This is a genomic window from Kitasatospora sp. NPDC114501 (assembly GCF_055633695.1).
The window spans coordinates 277,428-295,366 of record NZ_JBVKDS010000008.1 but is presented as its reverse complement, the minus strand read 5'-3'; the positions used below and the strand labels follow the sequence as shown (position 1 = coordinate 295,366).

The following is a 17,939-nucleotide window of genomic DNA, read 5'->3' as shown; positions in this document are numbered from 1 at the left end:
CGATCGTACGGTGATCGCGCATTGATCCCACGCCCGGACCAGGGGATCGTTGAACACGTCACCGGCCGAGCGGGGAACCCGCCGGCGCCGACCGCCCCGTGCCCCTACCCGCCCTTCTCCCCCGCATCCGGAAGGTGCCCACCATGCGCGTCGTAGCCTTCGATCACCTCGTCCTCAACGTCGCCGACGTCGAGCGCTCGCTGGCCTTCTACACCGGCCTCCTCGGCCTGGCCCCCGTACGGGTCGACGAGTGGCGGGCCGGCCGGGTGTCGTTCCCGTCCGTCCGCGTCAGCCCCGAGACCGTCATCGACCTGGCCAAGGGCCCCAGGAACGAGTCGAACGTCGACCACATCTGCCTCACCGTCGAACCCCTCGACTGGCAGGAGGTCATCGACGCGGGCACCTTCACCGTCCTCGAAGGCCCCGTCCCCCGCTACGGCGCCCGCGGCACCGCCACCTCCGTCTACGTCCAGGACCCGGACGGCAACACGGTCGAACTCCGCTGGTACCCCCAGGACGCCACCGCCTGACCAGACTCCCGCCCCGGCCCCACGGGGTTGGGCCGGGGCGGGCCCACCGACCTCCGGCGCGACACCGCCCCGGAAGGCCACGCCTCCCGGGGCGCCACCGCACGGGGCTGTGTCAGTCAGGGGTGGAGCGAGGCGAAGACCTCGATCTCGCACCTCGCCGCACCGCCGCGTTCGAGCCTCGCATCGCTGGTGAGCAGTGGTACGCCCAGGGCTTCCGCCAGGGCGACGTACTGGGAGTCGTAGGCGCCGAGGTCGGCGTGCAGCCTCCCGGAGCGGGAACGCCGAAGCGCCGCTCCGAGAAGCGAACCTCTCGGGGCGGCGCTCAGGTGCCAGGCTCCTGCCTCAGTCGGCGAGCGGGAGGTAGACCCGGTTGCCCTGGGCCGCGAACTCGGCGGACTTCTCGGCCATGCCGGCCAGGGCCTCGGCGTCGAACTCGGTGGAGACGGCCGTGGAACCGTCGCCGTGCTCGTCGCGGATCTTCTGACTGATCTTCATCGAGCAGAACTTCGGGCCGCACATCGAGCAGAAGTGGGCGGTCTTGGCGGGCTCGGCGGGGAGGGTCTCGTCGTGGAACTCGCGGGCGGTCTCCGGGTCGAGGGCCAGGTTGAACTGGTCCTCCCAGCGGAACTCGAAGCGGGCGTCGGAGAGGGCGTCGTCCCAGGCCTGGGCGCCGGGGTGGCCCTTGGCCAGGTCGGCGGCGTGGGCGGCGATCTTGTAGGTGATCACGCCGGTCTTGACGTCGTCCCGGTTGGGCAGGCCCAGGTGCTCCTTGGGGGTCACGTAGCAGAGCATCGCGGTGCCCCACCAGGCGATCATCGCGGCGCCGATGCCCGAGGTGATGTGGTCGTAGCCGGGGGCGACGTCCGTGGTCAGCGGGCCGAGGGTGTAGAACGGCGCCTCGTCGCAGATCTCCTTCTGGAGATCCATGTTCTCCTTGATCTTGTGCATCGGGACGTGGCCCGGGCCCTCGATCATCACCTGGACGTCCCGCTCGCGGGCGATCCGGCCGAGCTCGCCGAGGGTCTTCAGCTCGGCGAACTGCGCCTCGTCGTTGGCGTCCGCGATCGAGCCCGGGCGCAGCCCGTCACCGAGCGAGAAGGTGACGTCGTAGGCGGCGAGGATGTCGCAGAGCTCCTCGAAGTTGGTGTAGAGGAAGTTCTCCCGGTGGTGCGCCAGGCACCAGGCCGCCATGATCGAGCCGCCGCGCGAGACGATGCCGGTCTTGCGGCGCGCGGTGAGCGGGACGTACCGCAGCAGCACGCCGGCGTGGACGGTCATGTAGTCGACGCCCTGCTCGCACTGCTCGATGACGGTGTCCCGGTAGACCTCCCAGCTCAGCTCCTCGGCCTTGCCGTCCACCTTCTCCAGGGCCTGGTACAGCGGAACGGTGCCGATCGGCACCGGGGAGTTGCGCAGGATCCACTCGCGGGTGGTGTGGATGTTGCGGCCGGTGGAGAGGTCCATGACGGTGTCGGCGCCCCAGCGGGTGGCCCAGGTCATCTTCTCCACCTCCTCCTCGATCGAGGAGGTGACGGCCGAGTTGCCGATGTTGGCGTTGATCTTCACCAGGAAGTTGGTGCCGATGATGGCCGGCTCCACCTCCGGGTGGTTCACGTTGACCGGGATGACGGCCCGGCCGCGGGCCACCTCGGCGCGCACGAACTCGGGCGCGAGGCCCTCCCGCAGCGCCACGAACTCCATCTCCGGCGTCACCACGCCCCGCTTGGCGTAGGCGAGTTGGGTGACGGCGACGCCGTCGCGGCCGCGCAGCGGACGGCGCGGGCGGCCGGGGAAGACGGCGTCCAGGTTGCGCAGGTTCCCGCCGCGCGGCGAGGTGTGCTTGATCCCGTCGTCCTCGGGACGCGGCTCGCGGCCGTCGTACTCCTCTACGTCGCCGCGCTGGCGGATCCAGGGGTCCCGCAGCGCGGGCAGGCCGCGCCGCACGTCGGGCTCGTAGGACGGGTCGGTGTACGGGCCGGAGGTGTCGTACAGCGGGACGGTCCTGCCGTTGGTGAGCCGCACCTCGCGGTACGGGACGCGCAGGTCGGGGCGCGATCCCTCGCGGTGGGCCTTGCGCCAGGCCGGGGTCGGGTAGCCGGTGCGCTCGCTGCTGGGGGTGCCCTGGGCAGACTGCGGCTGTGCTTCGAACGTGGTCATCTGACCTCTACTCCCTACGCCGGCATTACCCGGTCAGGTTCCTGCGGTCGACGCAGCCGTCGGTCCGTCCGTCGACGTCCCGGTCAGCGCCCTCTCAGCCCGGTGCTCCGAGCTCCCGCGTCGCAGGCGGTGTTGCCTGCACACGACGCCCAACACCGTAGCGAGCGGATCGCCGCAGGTCCAGAGCGCCTCCCGGCCCGCCTGCCCGGCCGTCTCACCGCGTGGGCCACCGGCGAACGGCCGAGGCCCGGCGCCCCTCGTGGAAGGGGGCCGGGCCTCAGGGCGGCGTTGCGGGGTGGCGGGTCAGCTCCTGGCGGCCTTCTTCACCAGGACCACCACGGCGGCCGCGATGCCGACCACCACCAGCAGCTTGATCACGATCGAGAGCAGTGCGCCGACGACGCCGAAGACGAAGGCGACGACGTTCCAGGCCAGCACCAGGACCAGCACCGGGATGACGATGTTGCGCACCCAGGAGGGCAGCGACTTCCAGAGCTCAGCCATGTCGGTTCCTCTTCTCCCCTCGGGTCGGCCGCCGTCCGGTGCCGCATCCCGCTTGCTTTCGGTACTTCGATCGTACGGTGGCGCAAGTGCCGGAACGAGGCCCGGCGGCCCGGAGAGAACCCCGAGATCACCCCGATCCCGACCCCCCGGGTGACCCCCGAGCTCCGTCGCTCAGACCGGCCAGCGCTCGCCGCGCCAGGCGGCGTCCCAGAACATCCACTCGTAGCGCGAGGTGGTCACGAAGTGCTCGACCACCCTGCGGCGTTCGGCCGCGGAGAGCTCCTCGCCCAGCCGGTCGGTGAGCGCCAGCACCCGGCGGACCACCGACTGGAAGGCCTCGTCGCCGTAGGTGGAGATCCACTTGGCGTAGAGCGGGTCGGGCGAGCCCTGGGCGAGCAGTGCCTCGCCGACCCGGGCGTAGATCCAGTAGCAGGGCAGCACCGCGCCGACCGCCTCGGCGAAGGAGCCGCCGTAGACGGTGGCCAGCAGGTAGCTGGTGTAGGCCCGGGTGGTGGGCAGCACCGGCTCGGCGGCGGCCTCCGCCGCGCTGCCGCCGAAGGCGGTCAGGAACTCGGCGTGCATGCCCTGCTCGGCGGCCAGCGCGCCGACCGCGTCGTCCGCGAAGGCCCGGACGTCCTCCTCGCCGGGCGCCTTGGCGGCGCAGACGGCGAGCGCGCGGGCGTAGTCGCGCAGGTAGTGCGAGTCCTGGACGACGAAGTGGCGGAAGGCCTCGCGCGGCAGGGTTCCGTCGGTGAGCCCGGCCAGGAAGGGGTGGGCGAGGATCTCGGCGTACACCGGCTCGATGGCCGCCCAGAGTTCTTCGGTCAGCGTCTTGGTGCTCATGACGCGACCCTAACCGGCGGGCCGCGCACCCCCCGGCGGCCGGGCGCTCAGTCCTCCGGCGGGGAGAACACCACCAGCACCCGCAGTTCCTCGGTGACGTGGTGGAACCGGTGCGGGGTGCCGGCCGGCACGTACACCACGGTGCCGCGCCCGACCGTCGCGGTCTCGGCGCCGACGGTGAGTTCGGCCCGGCCGCTGATCACCTGGTAGATCTCGTCCTGGTCGTGCGCGGTCTGGGGGTCGGTGTCGCCGGGGGCCAGCGCGTACAGTCCGGCGGACATCCGCGGTTCGCGCAGGAACCGCAGGTACGCGCCGTCGTTGGCCGCCCGTTCGGCGTCCAGTTCGTCCAGCCGGAAGAGCTTCACCGCCGCCGTCCTCCCTCGTTCGCGGACCGGTCCGTCCACCTCCCGGACCAGGGGCATTCAACACCACCCCGCCGTGTGGTGGTTCCGCCGGGACGGGGGTTCCTGTCAGGCTTGGGCGGCATGAAGGGTTTCGTCATCAAGACACTGATCAACGCGGCGGCCATCTGGGTCGCCGCCTGGATCGTCAGCGGCATCCAACTCGCCCAGGGGAACGCGGACTGGCAGCACAAGGCGCTCACGGTGCTCGGCGTCGCCGTCGTCTTCGGCGTGGTGAACTGGCTGATCAAGCCGGTGGTCAAGCTGTTCTCGTTCCCGCTGTTCATCCTCACGCTGGGCCTGATCACCTTCGTGATCAACGCCCTGATGCTCCTGCTCACCTCCTGGGCCTCCGGGAAGCTGAGCCTGGACTTCCACGTGAACAACTTCGTCTCGGCGCTGGTCGGTTCACTGATCATCAGCCTGGTGTCGTGGGGTCTGCACCTGGCCCTGGACGACGACTGACCGGTGCCGTGCGGACGGCCGAAAGGGGCCCGCGCCCGGGTGTTCCACCGGGTGCGGGCCCCTTCCTCGTCCCTGCGTCGCCTGCCGGACCGCTCACCCCGCGTTCTCACGCCCCTTGAGCAGGTCGGCGAGCTGGGCGTCGATGTCCCGCCCGGTGAACTCCTGACCCATCGGCACCAGCCGGTCGGTGCGCGCCAGGAAGGCGATCAGCGGCGCGGACGAGGCGCACAGCAGGGCGTCGCCGTCGGGCGAGCGCAGCACGATGCGGACCTCCGAGAGCTCCTCGCCGACCGGGCGGATGTGCACGTCGCCCTCGCCCGCCGGCCCGCTGATCCCGTCGAGCAGCAGCTCCCGCGCGAAGTACCAGGTGACCGGGGCGTCGCCGGGCAGGTGGAAGGTGAGCCGGACGGCGTACGGGTCGTCGGCCTCGTACGCCAGGTCCACCGGGAGGCGGAAGGAGAGCTCGTGCGAGACCACGAGGTTCATCACCAGGTGACCCTGGACTGTGCTGTGCTGCATGGCGCCAGTACCTCTCGTTCAGCCCGCGCCGTCGGTTCGCTTGGTCCGATGGCGGCCGGACATGGTTTCGACGGTTTTTGTGACGGTTTATGCAACCAATCCACGTTCGATCACCATCGTCCATGTTTGCGGATGTGATGGACAAGGCGTGCTTTTTCAAATGGTGAACGAATCCGGATCGGTCTAGACCAAGTCCGGTCAGAGAATGAACGACGGCCCGGCCCGAGGCCCTCGTACAGGTCCCTGCCCAGCACGGGCATGCGGAGCGGAGCCTCCCGTGTGCCCGATGGCTGCTCATTGCAGCACAGCGGGGTCCCGAAGGGATGCACCCGACCAGGTCGGCGTTTCGACCCGTTCCCGGCGTGTTTCGACCCGTTCCCCGGGTTTCGCCCCCTCCCCGGCGCGGGAGACTCCCGCACAACGCGCCAGTCCCGGAGGTGGCCATGGATCCCGAGAACCGCACTCCGCCACCGCGCCCGGTCGTCAAGCGCACCGCGCGGGCGATCCTGCTGGAGCTGGATCCGGACGATCCGGACGGCCCGGCCTCGATCGTGCTGATCCGGCGGGTCCGGCCGGATTCGCCGCACCCGTACTGGATCACCCCCGGCGGCGGGGTCGAGCGCGAGGACCGGACGGTGGTCGAGGCGCTGCACCGCGAGGTGGACGAGGAGCTCGGCGGCAAGGTCGTGGACGTGGTGCCCGCCTTCGTCGACACCATCAGCCACACCCACCATGACGACGGCACCCTGCTGCACCCGCACGGGGTCAAGGTGCAGCACTTCTTCGTCTGCCGGCTCGCCTCGATGGACCTCAGCCGGCGGCACGGGCCCGAGGTGACCGACCCCAACGGCGAGTACGAGGTGGTCCGGCTGCCGTTCACCCGCGAGGGCGTCACCTCGGTGAACGTGGTCCCGCCCCGGCTGCGGGCGTACCTGGCGGCCAACATCGAGGGCATCCGCGCACTCCTGGCACCCGATCTCGGGTGATCACCCGGCGGCCAGGTCGCCGATCAGGTCGTGCCGGATCCGCTCGGCCGGCACCCCGGCGCGCACCAGCACGCCCACGCCCCGGTGCACCATCGCCGGCGGTCCGCTGAGCACCGCCTCACGATCGGCCCACGGGCCGAACCGGCCCACCACCTCGGGCAGTTCTCCGGTCAGCAGGCCACCGGCCGGCCCGCCGCCGGACAGCACCGGGCGGACCGTCAGCCACGGGTGCAGCGCGGCCAGCTCGCGCAGCCCGGCCAGCTCGTACAGCTCCTCGGCCCGGCGGGCCCCGTAGAACACCTCGACCCGGCGGCCGGACGCGCCGTGCGCGGCGGCCTCCTCGACCAGGGCCCGGATCGGCGCGATGCCGGTGCCGCCGCCGAGGCAGAGCAGGTCCGGCCCGGCCGCGTGGTCGACGGTCATCGAGCCGGCCGCCGGGCCGAGCCGCAGCACGTCCCCGGGTGCGGCCCGGTGGACCAGCGCGTTGCTCACCCAGCCCGCCTGGACGGCCTTGACGTGGAAGGTCAGCAGTCCGTCCGGGCGGGGCGCGGCGGCGAAGGAGTAGTGCCGCCAGACCCTCGGCCACCAGGGCGTCTCCAGAGCGGCGTACTGCCCGGCTCGGAACGGGTACGCCTGGTCCGGCCGGACGGTGATCGCCGCGACGTCCCGGGTGCGGCGCTCGTGCCGGACGATCTCGCCCTGCCACCAGGGCGGCGAGGTGCGGGCGTCCTCCTCCGCGGCCTCGATCACGGTCGAGGAGGCCATCCGGTAGGCGCGGCGCCAGGCCGACTCCGCCTCGGCGTCCCAGCGGCCGCCGGCGTACCGGGCCAGCGTCTGCACCAGGCACTCCTCCACCGCGGCGTAGTGGCTCGCCAGCGTGCCGTACCGGCGGTGGCCGCGGCCGATCCCGGCCAGCAGGGCGCGCAGGGCCGCCGGCCGGTCGATCTCCCGCACGACGGCCAGCAGGGTGCGGAACAGCCGGTCGCGGTGGACGTCCATCGCGGCGGGGAAGAGCGAGCGCAGCTCGGGGTGGCGCAGGAAGAGCAGCGCGAAGAAGTGCGCGGTGGCCCGGTCCGCGACCGGCTCGACGGCGGCCAGGCCGGCCCGGACCAGCTCGACGTCCCGGGCGGAGAGCGGCCGGTCGGCGCCCCGGCCCCACCCGGCAGCGGGGAGCGCGGCGGCGACGGGCGCGGCCTGGAGCTGCCCGGCGGGGGCCCGCACGCCCCAGGCGTCGCTCCACCGGTCGCCCGGGCCGACCCAGTTGGGGCCGGGCGCGTCGACGAACAGCGGGCGGTAGGGAGCGGCCGGGGCGGCGGGCGCGGGGACGGCCGGCGGCTGCACCGGTCGGGCCGGGATCACCGGCCGGACGGGCTCCAGCAGCGAGACCGGCGGCACCGGCACCGGCACCGGCGGCAGCACCGCCGTCGGCGCGTCCGCCGTCCCCACCGGCGGCCGGTCCGGCGGGTCCAGCGGCACCGGCGGCCGGACGGCCGGACGCCGCGACGGGCCCTTCCCGGACGCGGACTCCGACAGGGACGCGGACTCCGACAGGCCCGGGACGGAGGCGACCCCCGCCGAGCCGTGCGCGGTGCGCACCAGGACTGTTCCGCGGGACTTCACCGCTACGTTTCGAGTACCCAAGAGAATCGTTTCGCCTCCGGCCGACCTGCGCCACCTGGCCTGTCTCTGCTGACGCCAAGGCAGCGTGGCACGGCCGGACGGCCCGGCCGACGAATCACGCGAAGCCCGGACATCCGGGCCCGGAACGCGCTACTCTCCTCGGTCCGCGGTCGCCCTGGGTGCCCCTCCGCACACCCAGGGCGACCGCGCCGCCCGGCCCGGAAACGACCCTGCTCAGAGCTGCCGCAGCAGCATCCCCGGCTGCTCCACGCAGTCCGCGACGAAGCGCAGGAAGCCGCCGGCCGTCCCGCCGTCGCAGACCCGGTGGTCGAAGGTGAACGACAGCTGGGTCACCTCGCGCACCGCCAACTCCCCCTGGTGGACCCAGGGTTTGGCGACGATCCGGCCGACGCCGAGCATCGCCGCCTCCGGGTGGTTGAGGATCGGGGTGGAGCCGTCCACGCCGAACACCCCGTAGTTGTTCAACGTGAAGGTCCCGCCGGTCAGTTCGGCCGGGGTGAGCGCGCCGCTGCGCGCCGCCTCGGTCAACCGGCCCAGCTCCTCACCGAGTTGCTCGGTGCTGCGGCCCTGCGCGTCCCGCACCACCGGGACGACCAGTCCGCGCTCGCCCTGCGCGGCGAAGCCCAGGTGCACCGCCGAGTGCCGGACGATGCCCGAACCGTCCTCGGTCACCGAGGAATTGAGCTCCGGGAAGCGCGCCAACGCGACCGTGCAGATCCGCGCCAGCAGCGCCAGCACGCTCACCTTCGGCCCCGGCGTGGCGTTCAACTGCCTTCGCAGAGCCATCAGTTCGGTGGCATCCGCGTCCACCCAGCAGGTCGCCGCCGGGATCTCCCGGTGGCTGCGGCTGAGCTTCTCGGCCACCGCCCTGCGCAGCCCGCGCAGCGGGACCACGCCGTCCTGCGCGGCCGGCCCGGCGGGCGCCGGAGCGGCCACCCTGGCCGCGACCGCCCGTTCGACGTCCGCGCGCATGATCAGCCCGTCCGGCCCGCTGCCGGTGAGCGCGGCCAGGTCGACCCCCTGCTCCCGGGCCAGCCGCCGCACCAGCGGCGAGATCACCGGCACCACCGCGGGCCCGACCGGAACCGCCGGAACCGCCGGAGCGACCGGCTCCCGCACAGCAACAGCACCCGACCCGACCCGGCGCCGCCGCCCGCTCCGCCCCGGCTCGGCGACCCCGAACCCGACCAGCGGCCGCTCGACCTCCGCGGCCCTGGCGACGGGCTCGTCCGAAGCCCCGAGAACGCCGGGAACGCCGGGAACGCCCCCCTCCGTCGGCCCCACCGCGACCGTCACCAGCGGCGCGCCCACGGCGATCTCCTCGCCCTCCTCGCCGTACCGCGCGGTGACCACCCCGCCGTACGGGCAGGGCACCTCCACCACGGCCTTGGCGGTCTCCACCTCCACCACCGGCTGGTCGACCGCGATCACGTCGCCGACCTCGACCATCCAGCGCACCACCTCCGCCCCGGTGAGCCCCTCACCGAGGTCGGGCAGCCGGAACTCCCGTACGACGGGCATCATCCTCGGTCCTCCCACTGGAGCCGGGCGACCGCGTCCAGGATCCGGTCCACCCCGGGGAGGTGGTGGTGCTCCAGCATCGGCGGCGGGTACGGGACGTCGAAGCCGGTGACCCGCAGTACGGGCGCGGCCAGGTGGTGGAAGCAGCGCTCGGTGACCCGGGCGGCGATCTCCGCCCCGGTGCCGCCGAAGCCGCTGGCCTCGTGCACCACCACCGCCCGGCCGAGCGAGCGCACCACCCGGCAGACCGTCTCGTCGTCGAACGGGACCAGGGTGCGCAGGTCCAGCACCGCGAGGTCCCAGCCCTCGGCCCGCGCCGCCTCCGCCGCCTCCAGGCAGACCGGCAGCGAGGGGCCGTAGGTGATCAGCACGGCGGAGGTGCCGGTGCGCCGCAGCACCGCCCGGCCGATCGGCTCGACCGGCGCCGTCGGGTCGAACCCGGCCTTGCCCCAGTAGAGCCGCTTGGGCTCCAGGAAGACCACCGGGTCGTCGGAGGCGATCGAGGCGCGCAGCAGCCCGTACGCGTCGGCCACCGTCCCCGGCGTGACCACGTGCAGGCCGGGGGTGCTGGTGTAGTACGCCTCGGAGGCGTCGCTGTGGTGCTCGACGCCGCCGATGCCGCCGCCGTACGGGATCCGGACGGTGATCGGCAGCGGAAGCCTGCCCGCCGTGCGGTTGCGCATCTTGGCGACGTGCGAGAACAGCTGCTCCAGCGCCGGGTAGGCGAAGGCGTCGAACTGCATCTCGACCACCGGGCGCAGCCCGTACATCGCCATGCCGATCGCGGTGCCGAGGATGCCGGCCTCGGCCAGCGGGGTGTCCAGGCAGCGCTCCGGGCCGAACTCGGCGGTGAGCCCGTCGGTGATCCGGAAGACGCCGCCGAGCGCGCCGACGTCCTCGCCGAGCACGTGCACCGCCGGGTCCTCGCGCATGGCGTCCCGCAGCGCGGAGTTGAGCGCCTGCGCCATGGACGCGGTGCGCACGGGTGTCGCGGTCGCCATCAGTCCGCCACCTCCGCCTCGGCGGCCAGCTCGGCGGCCAACTGAGCGGCCTGCTCGCGCAGTTGGGGGGTCGGTTCGGCGTAGACGTGGGCGAAGAGCGACATCGGGTCCAGGTCCGGGTCGGCGTGGAACTCGGCCCGCATCCGGGCCGCCAGCGCCTCCGCCTCGTCGGCCGCCTCCCGGACCAGCCGGTCGTCCAGCACGCCGAGGCCGCGCAGCGCGCGCTCCATCAGCAGGATCGGGTCGTGCTCCCGCCAGGCGGCCACCTCGGGCTCGGTGCGGTAGCGGGTAGCGTCGTCGGCGTTGGTGTGGGCGTCGATCCGGTAGGTCAGCGCCTCGACCAGGGTCGGGCCGCCGCCGGCCCGGGCCCGCTCGACCGCCTCGGTCAGCACCGAGTGCACGGCGGGCGCGTCGTTGCCGTCCACCAGCCGACCGGGCATGCCGTAGCCGACGGCCTTGTGGGCCAGGCTCGGCGCGGCGGACTGGGCGCTGAGCGGGACGGAGATCGCGTAGCCGTTGTTCTGCACCAGGAAGACCACCGGGGCGCCCAGCACGGCCGCGAAGTTCAGCGCCTCGTGGAAGTCGCCCTCGCTGGTGCCGCCGTCGCCGAGCATCGCCAGCGCGACCACCGGCTCGCCGCGCAGCCGGGCGGCGTGCGCCAGCCCGACGGCGTGCGGGGCCTGGGTGGCGAGCGGGGTGCAGAGCGGGGCGGTGCGGCTGGCGCGCGGGTCGTAGCCGGTGTGGGCGCTGCCGCGCAGCAGGGTCAGCGCCTCCAGCGGGTCGACGCCCCGGGAGACCACGGCGAGGGTGTCGCGGTAGCTGGGGAAGAGCCAGTCGCGCTCGCCGAGCACCAGCGCGGCGGCGACCTGGCAGGCCTCCTGGCCGGTGGACGCCGGGTAGACGGCGAGCCTGCCCTGCTTGGTCAGGGTGGTGGCCTGCTGGTTGTACCGGCGGCCGACGACCAGTCGGCGGTAGAGCTCGCGCAGCAGGGCCGGGTCGTACTTCTCCAGCGCGGGGGTGCCGAGCGCCCGGACGGGGGAGAGGTCCGGGAGAAGGGGCGCCGGGTCGGTGCGCGGAGCGGTGGCGCCGGGCAGCCAACCGGGCACGCCGGTGTGGTGTCTGTGGTCGAGAACGGTCATCTCGGGGCACCTCCAGGGGTGGCGGGGGCTCCCTACCGATTGTTCGGTCGTCTGTTCATCTTGACCAGAAGCGTGACAAGGTGGTGGACATTCGGCCTGTTCGGCGGTCGACTGGTGGCAGTACGTCCAAACGGTGGGGGTGGGGGGTCATGTCGGCTGAACAGACGTCCAGGCTCGATCGGGTCGACCGCTCGATCCTGCGGCTGCTGCAACAGGACGGTCGCGCTTCCATCCGCTCGGTGGCCGAGCGGGTGCACGTGTCCCGGGCCAACGCGTACGCCCGGATCTCCAGGATGGTCGAGGACGGCATCATCCGCGGCTTCACCGCCAGGGTGGACCACGAACGGGCCGGTCAGGGCGCGTCGGCGTACGTCACCCTGAAGATCGTCCAGAACTCCTGGCGGACGGTGCGCGAGCAGCTGCTGGAGCTGCCGGGGGTGGCGCACATCGCGCTGGTCGGCGGGGACTTCGACGTCCTGCTGCTGGTGCACACCGCCGACAACAAGGCCCTGCGGGAGCTGGTGCTGGGCAGCATCCAGTCCATCCCCCAGGTGCTCGGCACCCGCACCATGCTGGTCTTCGAGGAGACGGACCAGGTGCCGCCGCTCTGAGCGGCCGGCTCCGGACGGTCAGCGCGCCCGCAGCCCGTCGAAGGCCAGGTGGACCACCGCGTCCGCGACGCCGTCGGCGGCCTTGAGCCCCGGCCGGTACCACTCCACGATCGAGTTGATCATCCCGAACAGCAGCCGGGTGGCCAGCCGCGGCTCCACGTCCGCGCGCAGCGAGCCGTCCGCGACCGCCGCCCGCAGCAGCTCGGCGACCTGGTGGTCGAAGTCCCGCCGGCGCTCCAGCGCCCACTGCTCGGTGGCCGTGTTGCCGCGCACCCGCAGCAGCAGCGTGACGTACGGCAGCTCCGCCAGCAGCACCTCCGCGGTGCGCCGCACCACGTGCTCCAGCCGCTCCACCGCCGGCCCCGCGACCGCGGCCGGCTCGGCCAGGATCGCGAACAGCCCGTCCAGCGCCCGCCCGACCGCCAGCCGCAGCAGTTCCTCCTTGCCGCGCACGTGGTGGTAGATGGAGGACTTGGAGATCCCGGCCGCCCGGGACAGGTCCTCCATCGAGGTGCCGTCGTAGCCGCGCTCGTTGAAGACGTCGACGGTCACCGCGAGCAGTGACTCCACGGTGTAGGCGGTGCGCGTGGTGTGATCGGCCATCCTCCGAGTATCCCCGGCCGCCCGCGGCGGTACGCGATCGGGGCCCGCCGGTCCACACCGGCCGGAAGGCCCGATGGTCCACACCAACCGCAAGGGGCAGGCCCTAGACTCTCCGGACGATCCGTTCACGTCCAGAGCACTGGGGTCCACGGCTGATGAACGCAATACCGGCAGTCGCCTCCGACGTGCCAGAGCAGCGCAGCGAGGAACCGGACGGCGCCGCGCGCAGCTGGCAGGAGCGCGGCCGCGCCCTGGTGGTCCGGTTCGGACCGGCCGTGTGGTGCTACGCGGTGCTGAAGCTGGTCGGCTTCACCGTCTTCATGAAGCTGCTCTCCTTCGCCGGTGACTACGCCAAGAAGCCGGCCCGGTTCGGCGGCGGCGCCAACCCCTGGGACGTGGTGGCCAGCTGGGACGGCTGGTGGTACCAGCAGGTGGCCCAGTTCGGCTACCACCCGGCGCTCGTGCCGATCCCCAACGGCCCGCTCGGCTACACCATCGAGCAGAACTCGGCCGCGTTCTTCCCGCTCTACCCGGGCCTGATGCGGCTGGTCTCGGAGGGCACCGGCCTGGGCCTGTACGGCGCCGGGATGCTGGTATCGGTGGTGGCCTCGCTGTTCGCCGCGGCCGGCATCTACGCCGTGGTGGAGAAGCTGACCGGCGACGTGCGGTCGGGCGTGATCGCGGCCGGCCTGTGGGCGATCGTCCCGGGTTCGGGCGCCGAGTGGGCGGTCTACTCGGACTCCCTCTTCGTCGCGCTGGCCGCCTGGGCCTGCTACTTCGTGATGACCGGGCAGTGGCTCACGGCCGGGGCGATCACCCTGGTCGCCGGGCTCAACCGGCCGACCTCGGCGGCCCTGATAGGCGCCGTCGGCCTGGCCGCGATCGTCGCGCTGTACCGCCGGGAGAGCGGCGTCCTGCGCCCGGTGGCGGCGATGCTGATGGCCCCGCTCGGCCTGCTCGGCTACGTCGGCTGGGTGGGCTGGCGGACCGGCGAGTGGGGCGGCTACTTCCGGATCCAGCAGGACGCCTGGATGCACTACTTCGACTGGGGCCAGGGCACCTGGCACGCGATCCGCGGGGTGCTGCTGGGCCGCGCCGACTACCCCTACGGCTTCCCGGCGCCGGACCTCCTCGCCACCCTGATCGTGTTCAGCCTGCCGGTGCTGATCGTGCTGCTGGTCCGGCTGCGCCCGCCGCTGGTGCTGACCGCCTACACGTTGGCCACGATCGTCTCGGTGCTCGGCAGCCTGGGCATCTTCGGCAACGTCTCGCGCTACCTGATGCCCGTGTTCCCGCTGTTCATCGCGCTGGCGGTGGGGATGCGCAAGCTCAGCCTGCCGGTGCTGGCCACCGTCCTGGGCACCGGGGCGGTCGCCTCCGGCTGGTACGCCGGGTACCTCATCTTCGAGCTCGGCGTGCCGTAGACCCGGATCGTCCGAGCCCACGGGGGCGCGTCCGCCACGGACGCGCCCCCTTGCGCGTTCCCGGGGGATCCCCGCCGTCTCGCGCGTTCCCGGGATCCCCTCCGCCGCCCCTCTTGAGCCGACCGATCGTTCGGTTACTCTGTGACGTGTCCCGTCCTGCTTTTCGAGGCCCTCCGAGGAGCGCACAGATGTCCGCAGCGGTCACCCACCCCCTCGTCAGCGAGCTGGTCGAGCGCCACCAGGCCACCCTGGACGCCGCGCTCGCCGCCGCCGCCGAGCGCGACTACTGGTCGCCCTACCCCGAGTTCCCGAAGGCGTACGGCGAGAGCGGCCCGGCGGACGGCAAGGCCGCCTTCGACGCCCTGCTCGGCAAGCCCTTCACCCTCGACGGCCACCCCACCGACGGCGACCAGGTCGGCGGCGAGGCCTCCCCGTACGGCGTCGAGCTGGGCATCACCTACCCGCACGCCGGCCCGGACGCGCTGATCGCCGCGCTCACCGCCGCCCGCCCCGGCTGGGCCGCCGCCACCCCGCTGGAGCGCGCCGCCGTCTGCCTGGAGATCCTGCACCGGATCAACGCCCGCTCCCACGAGTTCGCCCAGGCCGTCATGCACACCACCGGCCAGGCCTACGGCATGGCCTTCCAGGCCGGCGGCCCGCACGCCCAGGACCGCGGCCTGGAGGCCGTCGCCTACGCCTACGCCGAGCAGACCCGGCTGCCGCGGCAGGCCGGCTGGACCAAGCCCCAGGGCAAGCGCGAGCCGCTGGTGATGACCAAGGAGTTCACCGTCGTCCCACGCGGCCTCGCGCTGCTGATCGGCTGCAACACCTTCCCCACCTGGAACGGCTACCCGGGCCTGTTCGCCTCGCTGGCCACCGGCAACCCGGTGCTGGTCAAGCCGCACCCGCGGGCCGTGCTGCCGCTCGCGCTGACCGTCCGGACCGCCCGCGAGGTGCTCGCCGAGGCCGGCTTCGACGCCAACCTGGTCTGCCTGGCCGCCGAGCACGAGGGCGGCACCGTCGCCGCGACCCTCGCGGTCCGCCCGGAGATCCGGATGATCGACTACACCGGCTCCACCGCCTTCGGCGACTGGCTGGAGGAGCACGCCAGGCAGGCCCAGGTGTACACCGAGAAGGCCGGCGTCAACGCGGTGGTGATCGACTCCACCGACGACTACAAGGGCATGCTGGGCAACCTGGCCTTCGCGCTCTCGCTCTACAGCGGGCAGATGTGCACCACCCCGCAGAACGTGCTGATCCCGCGCGGCGGCATCACCACCGACCAGGGCGACAAGTCCTACGACCAGGTGGTCACCGACCTGGCCGGCGCCATCGAGGGCCTGCTCTCCGACGACGCCCGCGCCGCCGCGATCCTCGGCGCCGTGGTCAACCCCGGGGTGCTCCAGCGCTCGGCGGCCGCGGCCGGCGGCGAGTACGGCGAACTCGCCCTCGCCCCGCGCGCGGTGACCTCGCCGGACTTCCCCGGCGCGACCGTCCGCACCCCGGCGCTGGTCAAGCTGGACGCCGACAAGCCGGACGACCGCGCGGTCTTCCGCAGCGAGTGCTTCGGCCCGGTCTCCTTCGCCGTCGCCGTCGAATCCACCGCCGCCGCCGTCGAGTTGCTGCGCACCACGGTCCGCGAGAAGGGCGCCATGACCGCCTCCGGCTACACCACCTCGCCCGAGGTGGAGGCGCTGCTGGTCGAGGCGGCGCTGGACGCCGGCGTCTCGCTCTCGCTCAACCTGACCGGCGGGGTCTACCCCAACCAGACCGCGGCCTTCTCCGACCTGCACGGCACCGGCGCCAACCCGGCCGCCAACTCGGCCTACTGCGACGGCGCGTTCGTCGCCAACCGGTTCCGCACGGTGGAGATCCGCCGCCACGCCTGAGCCGCTCCATCCGCAGCCGGGCCCCGGCGGTCACCGACCGCCGGGGCCCGGCGGTTCACAGCTCCGGCCGCGCCCGCGATGATGGAGGCTGGGAGAACGCCGGGAACGGCGTCCGACCGTCCTCCGAACAACGGGAGCTGAGTACATGGCCGTGAAGCCGACGACCGAAACCGATGTCCTGATCGTCGGTGCCGGACCGACCGGACTGCTGCTGGCCGGCGATCTCGCCGCCGCCGGAGTCGGCGTCACCGTGCTGGAGAAGCGGGCCGCCGAGTCCAACCTCACCCGGGCCTTCGCCGTGCACGCCCGCAGCCTGGAGCTGCTGGACGCCCGGGGCCTGGCCGAGGAGCTGATCGCCACCGGCCGTCCGCTCGCCGAGCTGAGGATGTTCGACCGCTTCGGCATCGACCTCGGCTCGCTGCCCACTCGCTTCCCGTTCGTCCTGATCACCCCGCAGTACAACGTCGAACGGCTGCTGCTGGAGCGCGCGGAGAAGGCCGGGGCCACCGTGCTGCGCGGCGCCGAGGTCACCGGGCTGCACCAGGACGCCGAGGGCGTGACCCTGGAGACCCGGGACGGGCGGAGCCACCGCGCCGCGTACGCGGTCGCCACCGACGGCGTCCACTCCACCGTCCGCGACCTGCTGGGCATCCCGTTCCCCGGGGAGTCGGTGGTCGACTCGGTGGTGCTGGCCGACGTCCGGCTGGAGCGCGAGCCCGCCCAGGCGATCACCGTCGGCGCCAACCAGGCCGGCTTCGCCTTCGTCGCCCCGTTCGGCGACGGCTGGTTCCGGGTCATCGCCTGGGACCGCGAGGAGCGCCACCCGGACGGCACCACCCCCTCGGCCGAGCAGCTCACCGCCCTCGTCGGCGCCATCCTCGGCGAGGACTACGGCCTGCACGAGGTGCGCTGGAGCTCCACCTTCCACAGTGACGAGCGGCAGGCCCCCAACTACCGCTCCGGCCGGGTCTTCCTGGCCGGCGACGCCGCGCACTGCCACTCCCCGGCCGGCGGCCAGGGCATGAACACCGGCCTCCAGGACGCCGCCAACCTGTCCTGGAAGCTCGCCGCCGCGGTCCGGGGCCATGCCACCGACGCCCTGCTGGACACCTACCAGACCGAGCGGCACCCGGTCGGGAAGACGGTCCTGCGCACCTCCGGCGCGCTGATCCGGCTGGCGCTCGCCGAGTCCGCCCCCACCCGCGCCCTGCGCGGGGCGCTCACCGCGCTGGGCGGGCACCTCGACCCGATCACCGAGCGCGGCGCCAAGCTGGTCTCCGGCATCGGCATCTCCTACCCGGCTCCCAAGGACGCCCACCCGCAGGTCGGCAAGCGCGTCCCCGACCTGCGGCTGACCGCCCTGAGCAAGCCCGTCGAGGGTGCCCCGGCCGCCCCCGAGCGGCTCTACGAGGCGCTGCGCGCCGGGAAGTTCGTCCTGGTCAGCAATGACGAGCTGGTCGCCGCCGAGCCCTGGGCCGACCGCATGGTCTCCGCCGCCCCCGCCGACCCGCACGGCAAGCTGCGCGACACCGTGCTGCTGATCCGCCCGGACGGCTACGTCGCCTGGGCCTCCGTCGACCCGGGCCAGGGCGAGCTGCGCGCCGCCCTCACCGACTGGCTCGGCACCCCGGCCTGACCGGCCCCAGGGCGGGCGCGCGGCCCCCCGCGCGCCCGCCCGTCGCCCGATCCTCGCCCGCCCGTCGGC

17 protein-coding genes are annotated in these 17,939 nt (G+C 73.2%); 7 read left to right on the top strand and 10 right to left on the bottom strand.

Going from position 1 to position 17,939, the window contains the following annotated elements:
- Window positions 1-143: 143 nt before the first annotated feature.
- Window positions 144-530, top strand: a complete 387-nt coding sequence (locus tag ACZ7RU_RS17420) for a VOC family protein (RefSeq protein WP_470341791.1) — start codon at window positions 144-146, stop codon at window positions 528-530.
- 342 nt (window positions 531-872) lie between these two features.
- On the opposite strand, the gene thiC is transcribed toward ACZ7RU_RS17420, so the two are convergent.
- The 4 genes from thiC to ACZ7RU_RS17400 all read right to left on the bottom strand — a co-directional run bounded on the left by thiC (window position 873) and on the right by ACZ7RU_RS17400 (window position 4,399).
- On the bottom strand, window positions 873-2,687 hold the full coding sequence (gene thiC / locus ACZ7RU_RS17415) for a phosphomethylpyrimidine synthase ThiC (RefSeq protein WP_470341790.1): 1,815 nt from the start codon (window positions 2,685-2,687) through the stop codon (window positions 873-875).
- 303 nt (window positions 2,688-2,990) lie between these two features.
- Window positions 2,991-3,191 carry a DUF5326 family protein gene (locus ACZ7RU_RS17410; protein ID WP_387759609.1) on the bottom strand — a complete coding sequence of 67 codons (201 nt, stop codon included), beginning with the start codon at window positions 3,189-3,191 and terminating at the stop codon, window positions 2,991-2,993.
- Between the two features lie 171 nt (window positions 3,192-3,362).
- Window positions 3,363-4,034: a thiaminase II gene (tenA, locus tag ACZ7RU_RS17405; protein ID WP_470341789.1), complete on the bottom strand. Its 672-nt coding sequence runs from the start codon at window positions 4,032-4,034 to the stop codon at window positions 3,363-3,365.
- Window positions 4,035-4,081: 47 nt separating this feature from the next.
- Window positions 4,082-4,399, bottom strand: a complete 318-nt coding sequence (locus tag ACZ7RU_RS17400; protein WP_470341877.1) for a cupin domain-containing protein — start codon at window positions 4,397-4,399, stop codon at window positions 4,082-4,084.
- A gap of 120 nt (window positions 4,400-4,519) precedes the next feature.
- On the opposite strand from ACZ7RU_RS17400, the gene ACZ7RU_RS17395 reads away from it, so the two are divergent.
- Complete coding sequence (locus tag ACZ7RU_RS17395; RefSeq protein WP_470341788.1) at window positions 4,520-4,900, top strand: phage holin family protein; 381 nt, start codon at window positions 4,520-4,522, stop codon at window positions 4,898-4,900.
- Window positions 4,901-4,993: 93 nt separating this feature from the next.
- Here ACZ7RU_RS17395 and ACZ7RU_RS17390 read toward each other — a convergent pair whose 3' ends face one another.
- On the bottom strand, window positions 4,994-5,419 hold the full coding sequence (locus tag ACZ7RU_RS17390) for an SsgA family sporulation/cell division regulator (protein ID WP_387726507.1): 426 nt from the start codon (window positions 5,417-5,419) through the stop codon (window positions 4,994-4,996).
- 443 nt (window positions 5,420-5,862) lie between these two features.
- Between ACZ7RU_RS17390 and ACZ7RU_RS17385 the strand changes: the two genes are divergently transcribed.
- Complete coding sequence (locus tag ACZ7RU_RS17385) at window positions 5,863-6,405, top strand: NUDIX domain-containing protein (protein WP_470341787.1); 543 nt, start codon at window positions 5,863-5,865, stop codon at window positions 6,403-6,405.
- On the opposite strand, the gene ACZ7RU_RS17380 is transcribed toward ACZ7RU_RS17385, so the two are convergent.
- The 4 genes from ACZ7RU_RS17380 to pdhA all read right to left on the bottom strand — a co-directional run bounded on the left by ACZ7RU_RS17380 (window position 6,406) and on the right by pdhA (window position 11,707).
- The gene (locus ACZ7RU_RS17380) at window positions 6,406-8,001 is read right to left on the bottom strand and encodes a globin domain-containing protein (RefSeq protein WP_470341786.1); all 1,596 of its coding nucleotides are present in this window, start codon (window positions 7,999-8,001) and stop codon (window positions 6,406-6,408) included. It lies immediately after the preceding gene.
- 258 nt (window positions 8,002-8,259) lie between these two features.
- On the bottom strand, window positions 8,260-9,567 hold the full coding sequence (locus ACZ7RU_RS17375; protein ID WP_470341876.1) for a dihydrolipoamide acetyltransferase family protein: 1,308 nt from the start codon (window positions 9,565-9,567) through the stop codon (window positions 8,260-8,262).
- Window positions 9,567-10,568 carry an alpha-ketoacid dehydrogenase subunit beta gene (locus ACZ7RU_RS17370; RefSeq protein ID WP_470341785.1) on the bottom strand — a complete coding sequence of 334 codons (1,002 nt, stop codon included), beginning with the start codon at window positions 10,566-10,568 and terminating at the stop codon, window positions 9,567-9,569. Before ACZ7RU_RS17370 ends, ACZ7RU_RS17375 begins: the two co-directional genes overlap by 1 nt.
- Window positions 10,568-11,707: a pyruvate dehydrogenase (acetyl-transferring) E1 component subunit alpha gene (gene pdhA, locus ACZ7RU_RS17365; protein WP_470341784.1), complete on the bottom strand. Its 1,140-nt coding sequence runs from the start codon at window positions 11,705-11,707 to the stop codon at window positions 10,568-10,570. The genes ACZ7RU_RS17370 and pdhA overlap by 1 nt, the downstream gene beginning before the upstream one ends.
- Before the next feature lie 149 nt (window positions 11,708-11,856).
- Here pdhA and ACZ7RU_RS17360 point away from each other — a divergent pair, with 149 nt between their 5' ends.
- On the top strand, window positions 11,857-12,318 hold the full coding sequence (locus ACZ7RU_RS17360) for an Lrp/AsnC family transcriptional regulator (RefSeq protein WP_387759595.1): 462 nt from the start codon (window positions 11,857-11,859) through the stop codon (window positions 12,316-12,318).
- Between the two features lie 18 nt (window positions 12,319-12,336).
- Here ACZ7RU_RS17360 and ACZ7RU_RS17355 read toward each other — a convergent pair whose 3' ends face one another.
- A complete protein-coding gene (locus tag ACZ7RU_RS17355) occupies window positions 12,337-12,921 on the bottom strand; it encodes a TetR/AcrR family transcriptional regulator (RefSeq protein WP_470341783.1) in 585 nt (194 codons plus the stop codon).
- 155 nt (window positions 12,922-13,076) lie between these two features.
- On the opposite strand from ACZ7RU_RS17355, the gene ACZ7RU_RS17350 reads away from it, so the two are divergent.
- From ACZ7RU_RS17350 to ACZ7RU_RS17340, 3 genes are all read left to right on the top strand, one after another.
- Entirely contained in the window at window positions 13,077-14,345 is a 1,269-nt protein-coding gene (locus tag ACZ7RU_RS17350; RefSeq protein WP_470341782.1) for a hypothetical protein, read from the top strand.
- Between the two features lie 188 nt (window positions 14,346-14,533).
- The gene (gene paaN, locus ACZ7RU_RS17345) at window positions 14,534-16,234 is read left to right on the top strand and encodes a phenylacetic acid degradation protein PaaN (RefSeq protein WP_470341781.1); all 1,701 of its coding nucleotides are present in this window, start codon (window positions 14,534-14,536) and stop codon (window positions 16,232-16,234) included.
- A 145-nt stretch (window positions 16,235-16,379) separates the two neighbouring features.
- Entirely contained in the window at window positions 16,380-17,870 is a 1,491-nt protein-coding gene (locus ACZ7RU_RS17340) for an FAD-dependent monooxygenase (protein WP_470341780.1), read from the top strand.
- The last annotated feature ends 69 nt before the right edge of the window (window positions 17,871-17,939 follow it).

Coding starts and splice junctions, on each gene's coding strand:
- ACZ7RU_RS17410 (WP_387759609.1), bottom strand. CDS start 3,191: ATGGCTGAGCTCTGGAAGTCGCTGCCCTCCTGGGTGCGCAACATCGTC.
- ACZ7RU_RS17340 (WP_470341780.1), top strand. CDS start 16,380: ATGGCCGTGAAGCCGACGACCGAAACCGATGTCCTGATCGTCGGTGCC.
- paaN (WP_470341781.1), top strand. CDS start 14,534: ATGTCCGCAGCGGTCACCCACCCCCTCGTCAGCGAGCTGGTCGAGCGC.
- ACZ7RU_RS17370 (WP_470341785.1), bottom strand. CDS start 10,568: ATGGCGACCGCGACACCCGTGCGCACCGCGTCCATGGCGCAGGCGCTC.
- ACZ7RU_RS17390 (WP_387726507.1), bottom strand. CDS start 5,419: ATGCAGCACAGCACAGTCCAGGGTCACCTGGTGATGAACCTCGTGGTC.
- thiC (WP_470341790.1), bottom strand. CDS start 2,687: ATGACCACGTTCGAAGCACAGCCGCAGTCTGCCCAGGGCACCCCCAGC.
- ACZ7RU_RS17385 (WP_470341787.1), top strand. CDS start 5,863: ATGGATCCCGAGAACCGCACTCCGCCACCGCGCCCGGTCGTCAAGCGC.
- pdhA (WP_470341784.1), bottom strand. CDS start 11,707: ATGACCGTTCTCGACCACAGACACCACACCGGCGTGCCCGGTTGGCTG.
- ACZ7RU_RS17375 (WP_470341876.1), bottom strand. CDS start 9,567: ATGCCCGTCGTACGGGAGTTCCGGCTGCCCGACCTCGGTGAGGGGCTC.
- ACZ7RU_RS17420 (WP_470341791.1), top strand. CDS start 144: ATGCGCGTCGTAGCCTTCGATCACCTCGTCCTCAACGTCGCCGACGTC.
- ACZ7RU_RS17395 (WP_470341788.1), top strand. CDS start 4,520: ATGAAGGGTTTCGTCATCAAGACACTGATCAACGCGGCGGCCATCTGG.
- ACZ7RU_RS17360 (WP_387759595.1), top strand. CDS start 11,857: ATGTCGGCTGAACAGACGTCCAGGCTCGATCGGGTCGACCGCTCGATC.
- tenA (WP_470341789.1), bottom strand. CDS start 4,034: ATGAGCACCAAGACGCTGACCGAAGAACTCTGGGCGGCCATCGAGCCG.
- ACZ7RU_RS17355 (WP_470341783.1), bottom strand. CDS start 12,921: ATGGCCGATCACACCACGCGCACCGCCTACACCGTGGAGTCACTGCTC.
- ACZ7RU_RS17350 (WP_470341782.1), top strand. CDS start 13,077: ATGAACGCAATACCGGCAGTCGCCTCCGACGTGCCAGAGCAGCGCAGC.